The organism is Bizionia hallyeonensis, from assembly GCF_042657385.1.
GTDB lineage: Bacteria > Bacteroidota > Bacteroidia > Flavobacteriales > Flavobacteriaceae > Algorimicrobium > Algorimicrobium hallyeonense.
On record NZ_JBHSLA010000006.1, the window covers coordinates 103,820 to 115,461 of the forward strand.

Below are 11,642 nucleotides of genomic sequence, written 5' to 3' on the forward strand. Positions count from 1 at the left end.
GTTATAAGAACAAACACATGAAACAGATTACCATACTCGCAATGATAGTATTATTTGCCAATTTCACCGCAGCACAAACCAGCGATTACGATGCGCTATGGAAAACGGTTGAAAAACTTGAAAATAAAGGCTTACCCAAATCGGCTTTAGATATTGTTTTGCAAATTTCAAATAAGGCGAAACAGGAAAATAATCAACCACAAACGATTAAAGCTTTGCTATACAAAAGCAAGTATGCCTTAACCTTGGAAGAAGAGGCACAACTACAAATTATTGCAGATTTTAAACATGAAATAGCACAAAGCGAAACACCTACTAAAAACATCTTACAAAATATGTTAGCCACCATGTATTGGCAGTATTTTCAACAAAACAGATGGCAATTTTATAACCGAACAAAAACAGCAGAAAAAGTAGACGAAACCGATTTTAGAACTTGGGATTTAGAAACCATATTTACGGAAATTAAACTGCAATACAACCAGTCTTTAAAAAACGAGTTGATACTTCAACAAACACCTATTTCTGATTTTGAAGCTATTATTTATTCTCAAAAAAATTCCAAACAATTTAGACCAACTTTATATGATTTATTAGCCAATTCGGCTCTTGATTTTTATAAATCAGATGAAAATAGCATCAGTCAACCTGCTTACAAATTTGAAATTAATGAACCTAAATTTTTATGTCCTGCGGAAGAATTTTCAAGTTTAGAAATTTCGTCAAAAGACAGCACGTCATTACAACTGCAAGCGTTAAAAATATATCAAGATTTAGTTCAATTTCACTTGAAAAATCAGAACAACAAAGCTTTGGTTGATATAGATATAGCACGTTTAAAGTTTATACATGAGAAGGCGACTTTCAGCGACAAAGAGAACGTATATATGCAAACCTTAAAAGAATCTCGCCCTAACTATTCATCCGAAGAATCGGGTTTATATGCGTTTGAAATTGCTCAATTATTGTATGCACAAGGCGAACGTTATGATCCGAAAACAGCCAATGAATTACAGTGGAAAATAAAAGAAGCCTTTGAACTTTGCGAATCCGTTCAGAAGAAATTCCCAAATAGTATAGCGACTAAAAAATGTGCCGTTTTACAAAAGCAAATTGAACTCCAAAGTTTGCAAGTACGCACAGAAAGGTATCTACCCATTCAGCAAGACGCTAGAATGTTGGTGACTTACAAGAATTTAAAAACGTTAGAGTTTAAAGCCTATAAACTCACCGAAAAGGAATTTGAAGCCTTTGGCAAAATTTATAGAGATGACGAACAATTAACCTTTGTAAAAAAATTGACGGTTTCAAAATCTTGGCAAGCCACCATAAAAAACGAAGGTGATTTCCAGCAACACCAAACGGAAATTTTGTTGCCAGCTATGGAAAATGGTCGCTATCTCATTGTGGCTTCATCGAAAAACGAGGCGAACACATTTGCTATTCAAACACTACAAATTACCAATATTGCTTTGGTGGATAAAGCGGAAAACGACAGACAGATCTACCAGTTTATTAATCGGAATAATGGACAGCCCATACCGAATCTCACTGTTAAAATAAGTTACAAAGAAAATTACAATGGTAATTTTAAACATAAAACGTTCACATCTGACTCCAATGGCAACGTTGAAATTTCAAAAACACAAAGCCGTTGGACCCAAGTAAAAATTGTAGCCAACTCTAAAACCGACAAAGCCTATTTTGGTGATTATTACGTGAATCCTGAATACAAACAGAATGAAGATCCGGTTAGCTATAAAGGTTTCCTTTTTACGGACAGAAGTATTTACAGACCTGGGCAAACGGTTTATTTTAAAGGGATTGCTATGAAAACTACACATGGTAAATCCACCGTTTTAGTGGATGAAGAAACCGACGCCGTTTTATATAATGTAAACGGCGAAGAGGTTAATCGGTTGACTTTAAGAACAAACGAATTCGGTTCTGTTAATGGCGAATTTATTTTGCCGAATACAGGATTAACTGGTGGTTTTAGAATCCAATTATTAGGAAAATCGCATCATTTAGGAAATGCAAACACCTATTTTTCAGTAGAAGAATACAAACGTCCAAAGTTTGAAACCACCTTTAAACCCATTTCAGAAACTTTTAAAATTAACGACTCCATAACAGTAAAAGGAACTGCATTGGCTTTTGCTGGTAGTAATATCAACAATGCTAAAGTGGTGTATCGCGTGCACAGAAAAGTCCAATATCCAGATTGGTATTATTGGTATCGTCCGCGTTTTAATTCAGAAGCTCAAGAAATTACCCATGGCGAAAATACCACCAACGATAAAGGCGAATTCGAAATTACCTTTAAAGCCATTCCAGATAGCAGTGTTGACAAAAGCACCTTACCAATATTTAATTATGAAGTGTCAGCCGATGTCACTGATATCAATGGCGAAACACGAAGTAGTTCCATTATAGTAAATGTAGGTTATCATGCCATGACGGCTTCTATTGCTGTTGAAAATACGTTAGACAAAACCACTAAAAATCATAGTATTGAAATTGATACGAGAAATTTAAATGGCGAATTTACACCAGCCACTGGAACGCTTAAAATATATAAACTGCAAGCACCAGAACAGGCTTTACGCAGTAGACCTTGGGAAGCACCAGAATATAAAATGCTTTCAGAAACGGAATTTAAAGCGAAATTTCCACACGATGCGTATGCGAATGAAGATAACCCCAACAATTGGAAAAAAGGCGATATGGTTTTTGAAACCGATTTTAACACGGAAAAATCGAAAACCATCACATTAAGAAACATCAAAAAATGGGATTCCGGTATGTATGTGATTGTTCTAGAAAGTACCGATAAATTTGGTCAAGCAGTTACAGCAGAGGCCAAAACAAATTTGTATAGTGATACCGATAAAACCGTTGCCGACAATCAATTATTTATAATTACAACTAATAAAAACACCTATCAACCAAATGATACTGTTTTGCTAACCATAGGCTCAGCAGCCGAAAATATCACAGTTACGATTGATATTGAGAAAGACAAAAAAACAATAAAAAGCTATGTACTAAACCTAAACAACAATAAAAAAACCATTGAAATCCCTGTTACAGAAGCAGATTTTGGTGGATTTGCCATGCATTACAGTTTTGCTTTTGCCAATAGTTTTCAATCGGGAACAGAAATCATTTCAGTGCCATACCCTAAAACCGATTTAGAAATTGAAACCACCACATTCCGAGATAAATTGCAACCAGGAACCGATGAAACTTGGGCATTTAAAATAAAAGGACCTCAAGGCGAAAAAGTGTCTGCTGAAATTTTAGCGAGTATGTATGACGCATCTTTAGACCAATTTAAACCTCATAATTGGACATTCAATCCGTTAGAAAAGCCCACTTATTATTCCAACGCAACCAGACAAGCGCATTACAGTTTTGGAATTCAAAATTTCAGGATACAAAATACACCACGTTTAAATATGGGGTTTCCACACCAAGGTTATGACCAATTGAACTGGTTTGGGTTTTATTTTGGGGATGATAATTATTTTTATGGAGAAGATTTGGAACATGAAGAAGTTATTGTGTCTGCTATGGGTATAAAAAGAGAAAAACGTGACATAGCTTACGAAACAGAAATGGCTCCTGAAGCTAATCAAGCGTTAGGAAGTCCAGAAGAAAGTGTCGATAATCTAGAAAGTCCTGAATCTAAAAAATCAGACTTTTCAGGCATCACCATCCGCAAAAATCTCCAAGAAACCGCATTCTACTTTCCACAATTACAAACAGATGAAGCAGGCAATGTGAGCTTTAGTTTCACCACACCAGAAGCCTTAACCAAATGGAAATTGCAAGTGTTGGCACATACCAAAACTTTGGAAAGCCAAACAACCCGTTTGGAAACGGTTACCCAAAAAGAATTGATGGTCATTCCCAACGCACCACGATTTTTACGTCATGGTGATGCCATAACCATCAGTACTAAAATTGCGAATCTAACCGATAACACCTTATCAGGACAAGCGCAATTACAACTAACCGATGCTATTACCGGAAAAGCCATTGATACTATTTTAGGGAACACCAATAACACAAAAAGTTTTGAAGTGGATGCCAAAGGCAACACCCAAATATCTTGGTTATTAACCATTCCTGAAACAGTAAATGCGGTTCAATATAAAGTAGTTGCCAAAGCTGGCGCATTTAGTGATGGCGAACAAAATGCCATGCCTGTTTTATCTAACCGATTATTGGTAACCGAAACCTTACCGATGTGGATTAAGAGCAACGAAACCAGAACGTTTACGTTGGATAAACTAAAAACGAATACCTCATCCAGTTTAAAACATCACAAACTGACTTTGGAAATGACCTCCAATCCAGCTTGGTATGCGGTTCAGGCACTTCCCTATTTAATGGAATATCCGTATGACTGTAATGAGCAAACTTTTAGTCGCTATTACGCAAACGCCTTGGCAAGTCACATATCCAATAGCAATCCACGGATTCAAGAGGTGTTTAATCAGTGGCGAAATTCGGACGCATTAGTTTCGAATTTGGAGAAAAACCCCGAACTAAAAAACATATTAATTCAAGAAACACCTTGGTTACGTGATGCTCAAAGTGAAACGGAACAGAAAAAACGGATTGCTTTGTTATTCGATTTGAATAAAATGACCAACGAATTGCAAAACGCATTGGGTAAACTCCAACAAAATCAAATGACATCTGGCGCATGGCCTTGGTTTAAAGGTGGACACGAAAACCGTTTTATAACCCAACATATTATAACCGGTTTTGGACATTTGGATAAATTGAATGTCATTCAAAGCGCTAGCGAAGTAGCTATGATTTCAAACGCTATTGCTTATTTAGATAATGAATTCATAAAAGAATATAAAAACATCACCAAATACAATAAGGATACCGACTTAAGCAAAGACCATTTAAGTTATACGCAATTACATTATTTATATATGCGAAGCTTCTTTCCAGAGATAAAACGTAGTAAAGAAGTTCAAGATGTTTCGGAATATTATTTAGGGCAAATAGACAGCTATTGGTTGTCGCGTTCTATTTATTCAAAAGGGTTAATGACGCTTATTTCACATAGAATGAATAAGACTAAAACTGCTGGCAAAATCTTAAAATCTTTAAAAGAAACCAGTATCACGAATGACGAATTAGGCATGTATTGGAAAGACAATACCGCATCTTGGCACTGGTATCAAGCGCCTATTGAAACCCAAGCGTTGCTGATTGAGGCATTTCAGGAAGTTGGCTCAACCATATATAGCGAAGCCAATAATATGCAGGATATTGATAATTTGAAAATGTGGTTATTAAAAAACAAGCAAACGAATAAGTGGGAAAGCACCAAAGCAACTACCGAAGCTGTTTACGCTTTATTGCTACAAGGAAGCGATTGGTTATCGGTAACCGAAGCCGTTACCGTTTTAGTTGGCAACAAAAAAATTGACCCTTCAAAGTTAGAAGCTGTAAAAGTGGAGGCTGGAACTGGTTACTATAAAACATCTTGGAATGCTTCAGAAATAAAACCAGAAATGGCAGATGTTACCTTAACAAAAACAGGGAAAGGTATTGCTTGGGGAAGTTTATATTGGCAATATTTTGAAGATTTAGATAAAATCACCACAGCCAAAACACCGTTACAATTGAAGAAAAAACTCTTCAAAAAAACCAATACAGATTCTGGTGAAGTTATTTCAGAAATCACATCAGAAACCGCTTTACAAGTTGGCGATTTAGTTCGCGTACGTATTGAATTACGTAGCGATCGTGATATGGAATTCATTCACATGAAAGATATGCGTGCCGCTGGATTAGAACCTATCAATGTCTTATCGTCCTACAAATGGCAAGACGGTTTGGGTTATTATGAAAGCACGAAAGATGCGAGTACAAATTTCTTTTTCGACTATCTACCTAAAGGAATTTATGTGTTTGAATACGATTTACGCGTGAACAATGCAGGAAATATGAGTAATGGTATTACCACAATACAATGTATGTATGCGCCTGAATTTTCAAGCCATAGCGAAGGTGTTCGGATTTCTGTAAATTAATTTTAAGCGAAAAAACAAAATTTCGATAATGACTTAATTACTAAATCACTAACTTTACAAATTAATACAATCCGTATTTATTTATGAAACATACGCTTCTCATATTGCTATCCGTTTTTACTTTTGGATCAACTATTTACGCACAAAATACGTCCGTAAAACAAGAAACTAAAAAAGTAGTAGACAGTATGATATTTTTAACCTATCATATTAAAAAATCAACAGATGCAACACCAACAATAAGTCATTTAAAAACGGTATTAGCGAAAGGACGCATTAAAGGATTTCATGAAAAAAAGGAACTCATGAAAACGGGGAATTTAACCTGCAATTTATTGAATAAAGAATTAAAGGTGATTGAAACACTTTATATAGAAAATCCGCTTGAAAAAGTGGTTGAATTTATAAATGATTCTGACAATTTAGAAAAACGTCTTATCTCCTTGGACAGTACTGATTTTGCCTTCAGAATGCCATATCACGAAGCAGCTAAATATGTTCGCATGTATGTGATTTCCAATACGAACACCACCAATTACATAATATATAAGCTATAACTATTATGAACAAACCACTACTCTCTTTACTCTTACTTCTGGTTGTAACCGTTTCATTCTCACAAACTTTTGATGTAGAAACTATTAAAAATGCAGGTGATAATGACAAACGCATTAATTTAGTTATTCTTGGTGATGGCTACACGGCAAGTGAATTGACAGATTTTGAAACGGACGCTGCAAATTTTGTGAGTGCTATTTTTGGTCAATCTCCTTTTTCAGAATATTCCGATTATTTTAATGTGCATATTATCAAGGTTATTTCCAACGAAAGTGGTGCAAATCATCCTGGAACGGCTACAGATGAAGGCAGTTATAACGTGCCAGTTTCCACGGTAGACAATTATTTTGGAAGCACCTACGATGGTTTTGGTTCACATCGTTTGCTATACGCACCAAATTATAGTTTAATCATCTCTGTTTTGGCTGATAATTTCCCCGAATATGATCAGGCCCTTATTTTGGTAAACTCGCCGTATTATGGTGGTAGTGGTGGCGAATTCCCAGTAACTTCCACAGGAACGAGCGCCAATGAAATTGCAATTCATGAAATTGGACATTCATTAGTAGATTTAAAAGACGAGTATTATCCTGGCGATTATTACGCTGAAGAAGGTATTAATATGACCCAAGAAACGGACCCAAGTCTTGTAAAATGGACCAATTGGATTGGATCCAATGGGGTTGATATTTATCAATATTGTACAACTGGATCTTGTGCTTCCTGGTATAGACCTCATCAAACCTGTAAAATGCGTTATTTAGGCTATCCGTTTTGTGCGGTTTGTAAAGAAGGGATTATTGAAAAAATTCATGATTTAGTGTCACCTGTTGATAGCTTTTCTCCTACTAATTTATCCATTGAAACCTCAACGTTTCCGGTTTCTTTTAATGTATCACTTATTAATCCAAGTACGAATACGTTGGAAACAATTTGGACCTTAAATGGCTCCACGCATTCAACGAATGTTGATATAATTTCCATATTGGAAGCCGATGTTAATAATGGTTTAAATAGTCTGTCTGTTGCAATTACAGACAACACCAGTTTGCAACGTATTGACAGTCATGAAACCATTCATGTTACTACTGTTACGTGGAGTATTGACAATACCACATTAGGTATTACTGATATTACAGCAGAAGAAAATCAATTTTCCATCTCCCTATATCCCAATCCAACAAACAATGCTTTTTATGTGAAGTTTGACAGTTTTAATTCCTCAAATGTACGTTTAGAATTAACGAGTATGGATGGTAAACAGGTTTTATCAACCCGTTTAGAATCTGGCATAACAAATACTATAAATTTAAATCAACAAGCGGCAGGACTTTATATTGCTAACATTTACAGTGATTCTGTATTGTTAGCGCGTAAAAAAGTTATTAAAAAGTAAGCTTATTTTTTAGGAGGATACTTTTCTAATAGTTTTAATACCACTGTTTTAAATTGAGCGGTTCGTGCTTCTGGTGAATTTTCCGGAGCAGCTGGTTCCTGACTAACACCTTGCCAAAATAGCTGTTGTGTTTCACCATCAACAAAGTCTAAAATAATTTGTCTGGAAACAGAACCTTGACCAATTGGAATACCGACAGATACACCGCCACCACCACTACCAACTCCCATTCCAACGGAACTGGATTGCTGATTTTGATATGTTACACTCTTTACATCAATAATAAAATCCGGAGTTTCTGATAATATAAATCCTTTGCTTTGAAGTTCCGCATCTAACTCCGTAAAAAAACGTTTGGAATCTAACTGACTGAAACCCGTTTGCATATTATCAAAATAATGGTAGGTTTTGTATTGGGTAAAGTCTGTTCCTTTGTCGTAATCGTAACTTACAGTAACACCACAAGACGTTAGCAAAAAGGCAAGAATTAGGGCTTGAAATCTTTTCATTTTTATTTTAAATATACGAAAATTATTCAGCTTTTTTATCCACCGATTTGGTTAAAGCTGACGAGATAATACCGGTTGGGATAGCAACAATCCCTAAACCGATGAGTAATATAATGAAAGTAAATACTTTTCCACCAACTGTTATGGGGTACACATCACCATAACCAACAGTTGTTAAGGTAATAATTGCCCACCACAGACTATCAAAAATAGATCGGAAATGTTCCGGCTGGGCTTCGTTTTCAAAATAGTAGATTCCTACTGCCGAAAAGTAAATTAAAATTAAAGTAATAAATAAAAACAGGAGAATTTGTTCTTTTGCCGATTTAATTGCAATTATAAAATCGTTTAAAGCACGATTGTAACGCACCAATTTAAATACACGAAAAAGTCTTAAAAGTCTTAAAGCACGAAGCGAACGTAAATCAATTCCAAACGATAAGTAGAATGGTAAAATGGCCAGCAAATCTATGATGCCAAAAAAGCTAAAAATGAATTTACGCTTGTGATCGGCAACATAAATTCTCAAAATATATTCAAAGGTAAAAATTATAACGCTAAACGCTTCAATGACACGAAGAATTGTTCGCGTATTTGGTTCTAAATCCGGATCCGTTTCTAACGTAAAAGTGACAACTGAAATTAAAATTAATACTTGAATAGCAATTGCAAAAATCTTGCTTGCCCGATTATCATGAATTTCAATTATGTTTTTTAAACGTTGTTTCATTCAAATTTAATCATTCAACGATTTCCACAATTTATCTTTCAGTTCCTGAAGTCCTTGTTGCGCCACAGAAGAAATAAATAAATAATCTACTGGAAGTTCACCATCCAAAATTTCTTTTAATTCTGCTTTAAGCTCATCATCCAACATGTCACTTTTTGAAATGGCAACAATGCGTTCTTTATCTAAAATTTCAGGATTATATCGTCTCAATTCATCTAATAGAATATCATATTGTTTTCTAATATCATCCGCATCAGCAGGAATTAAAAATAGCAAAACCGAATTACGTTCAATATGACGAAGAAAATAATGACCAAGTCCACGACCTTCTGCCGCGCCTTCAATAATTCCAGGAATGTCTGCAATAACAAATGATTGGTGGTCGCGATACTCCACGATTCCTAAATTGGGTTTTAGAGTTGTAAACTCATAATCCGCAATTTTAGGTTTTGCAGCCGTAACAACCGATAATAATGTGGATTTTCCAGCATTAGGAAAACCAACTAACCCAACATCTGCAAGAACTTTTAGTTCTAAAACAATTTCAATTTCTTCACCAGGAATTCCCGGTTGTGCATAACGTGGTGTTTGGTTTGTAGAAGTTTTAAAATGCCAGTTTCCACGGCCACCCATACCACCTTTAGCAATTATTCGTTCTTCACCATGATCGGTAATTTCAAAAAGAACTTCGTTTGTTTCTTTATCGCGAACAACAGTTCCTAATGGCACATCCATATAAACATCAGAACCATCGGCTCCTGTGCTTCTACTCTTGCTACCATGCATACCATGCTCGGCCTTAAAATGTCTTTTGAATTTATAGATATATAATGTCCAAAGATTCTGATTTCCACGAATAATTACATGACCACCACGACCACCATCTCCACCATCGGGACCGCCTTTTTCAATATACTTTTCTCTATGTAAATGCGCAGAACCTTTTCCACCATTTCCGGAAGACACATATAATTTTACGTAATCCACGAAATTTCCTTCAGTCATAATTATCTATTAATTTGTAAACTTAAATTTGATGATCCTAGGCATCAATTTGCACCAATCATTATCAAATTATTCGTTAAATCTTTTTCCCAAAACGGGACACTTGTTTTATTTCAGTTTTCGAACTTAAAATTAATCATTTTTTAAAACGCTAATAAAGTTCCAAAAAACCAATTATAGTTTGTCAATTACCTGACTTAACCGAACTGTTATATCTTGAATACTTCCAACACCATCTACTCCAAAATACTTGTTTTGAGCTGAATAATAATTTTTTAATATGGCTGTTTTTTTGTAATATTCTTTAATTCGATTTCTAATAATAGTTTCATCAGCATCATCTGGTCTACCACTTGTTTTTCCACGTTCTAATAAACGTTTTACTAAAACTTCATCATCTACTTCCAACGCAATCATGGCATCAATTTGTGAATCCTTTTCATCCATAAATTTATCTAAAGCATCTGCCTGTGCATTGGTTCGTGGAAACCCATCAAAAATAAAACCTTTAGCATCGGCATTTTTTTCAACTTCGGCATTCAACATATCTATAGTTACTTCATCTGGTACCAACTCACCTTTATCCATAAACGATTTAGCTAACATACCCAAAGCTGTTTCGTTTTTAATGTTAAATCGGAACACATCACCAGTGGAAATATGCACTAAATTATATTTTTCTTTTAAGTATTCTGCTTGTGTTCCTTTTCCTGCTCCCGGAGGTCCAAATAGGACAATATTGGTCATATGTTGTGTTGTTTTTAGTTGATATATTTCAGGTAAATCACGTCCTAATCCATCATAGTCTAAACCGTAGCCAACTATAAATTTACTAGGAATTTCCATACCTACATAGTGTAATTTATAATCTTTTTTATACGCTTCTGGTTTATAAAATAAGGTAGCTATAATGAGTTTCTTCACGTTTTCATTTTCGAAAATTCTATGAACTTCGGTTAGCGTATTCCCAGAATCGATAATATCCTCTAAAATAACAACAGTGCGTCCCGTTAAATCTTGTGTTAAACCTATAAGGCGCTGAATATCTTCTGTAGACTTTACGCCTTCATAAGATGCTAATTTTATAAAAGTAACCTCGCAAGGCTTTGGATATTTTTTTACAAAATCACTTACAAACATGAACGAGCCATTCAAGATACCAATAAACACAGGGATTTCATCACCTAATTCATCAGCAATTTCATGAACCATGCGTTCTACAGTGGCCGCAATCTCTTTTTCAGAAATAAACGGCTTAAAATATAAATCGTGGAGCTTTATCACTTGTTCTTAATTTTAGAAATGCAAAGATAATCATTTGATTAACGTTTTGCGAATTCTGATATATATAGTTGGGAAATAAGTTTTTTGGGAAA

The 11,642-nt window shown here is 35.1% G+C and carries 7 protein-coding genes; 3 read left to right on the plus strand and 4 right to left on the minus strand.

The annotated features are described in order from the left end of the window. Positions 1 to 17 precede the first annotated feature (17 nt). The 3 genes from ACFPH8_RS13600 (at position 18) to ACFPH8_RS13610 (ending at position 8,022) form a co-directional block, all read left to right on the plus strand. Entirely contained in the window at positions 18 to 6,068 is a 6,051-nt protein-coding gene (locus ACFPH8_RS13600) for an alpha-2-macroglobulin family protein (protein ID WP_376861751.1), read from the plus strand. 83 nt (positions 6,069 to 6,151) lie between these two features. Beyond that, a complete protein-coding gene (locus tag ACFPH8_RS13605; RefSeq protein WP_376861753.1) occupies positions 6,152 to 6,625 on the plus strand; it encodes a hypothetical protein in 474 nt (157 codons plus the stop codon). Between the two features lie 5 nt (positions 6,626 to 6,630). Continuing rightward, entirely contained in the window at positions 6,631 to 8,022 is a 1,392-nt protein-coding gene (locus ACFPH8_RS13610) for a M64 family metallopeptidase (protein ID WP_376861755.1), read from the plus strand. 2 nt (positions 8,023 to 8,024) lie between these two features. Here ACFPH8_RS13610 and ACFPH8_RS13615 read toward each other — a convergent pair whose 3' ends face one another. The 4 genes from ACFPH8_RS13615 to ACFPH8_RS13630 form a co-directional block, all read right to left on the minus strand. Continuing rightward, on the minus strand, positions 8,025 to 8,531 hold the full coding sequence (locus ACFPH8_RS13615) for a DUF4136 domain-containing protein (protein ID WP_248395469.1): 507 nt from the start codon (positions 8,529 to 8,531) through the stop codon (positions 8,025 to 8,027). 22 nt (positions 8,532 to 8,553) lie between these two features. Continuing rightward, positions 8,554 to 9,261, minus strand: a complete 708-nt coding sequence (locus ACFPH8_RS13620; RefSeq protein WP_376861757.1) for an ion transporter — start codon at positions 9,259 to 9,261, stop codon at positions 8,554 to 8,556. Positions 9,262 to 9,267: 6 nt separating this feature from the next. Continuing rightward, the gene (obgE, locus tag ACFPH8_RS13625; RefSeq protein WP_248395474.1) at positions 9,268 to 10,266 is read right to left on the minus strand and encodes a GTPase ObgE; all 999 of its coding nucleotides are present in this window, start codon (positions 10,264 to 10,266) and stop codon (positions 9,268 to 9,270) included. Between the two features lie 174 nt (positions 10,267 to 10,440). Continuing rightward, complete coding sequence (locus tag ACFPH8_RS13630; RefSeq protein ID WP_376861759.1) at positions 10,441 to 11,550, minus strand: adenylate kinase; 1,110 nt, start codon at positions 11,548 to 11,550, stop codon at positions 10,441 to 10,443. Between the last annotated feature and the right edge of the window lie 92 nt (positions 11,551 to 11,642).

Coding starts and splice junctions, on each gene's coding strand:
- ACFPH8_RS13610 (WP_376861755.1), top strand. CDS start 6,631: ATGAACAAACCACTACTCTCTTTACTCTTACTTCTGGTTGTAACCGTT.
- ACFPH8_RS13605 (WP_376861753.1), top strand. CDS start 6,152: ATGAAACATACGCTTCTCATATTGCTATCCGTTTTTACTTTTGGATCA.
- ACFPH8_RS13620 (WP_376861757.1), bottom strand. CDS start 9,261: ATGAAACAACGTTTAAAAAACATAATTGAAATTCATGATAATCGGGCA.
- obgE (WP_248395474.1), bottom strand. CDS start 10,266: ATGACTGAAGGAAATTTCGTGGATTACGTAAAATTATATGTGTCTTCC.
- ACFPH8_RS13600 (WP_376861751.1), top strand. CDS start 18: ATGAAACAGATTACCATACTCGCAATGATAGTATTATTTGCCAATTTC.
- ACFPH8_RS13615 (WP_248395469.1), bottom strand. CDS start 8,531: ATGAAAAGATTTCAAGCCCTAATTCTTGCCTTTTTGCTAACGTCTTGT.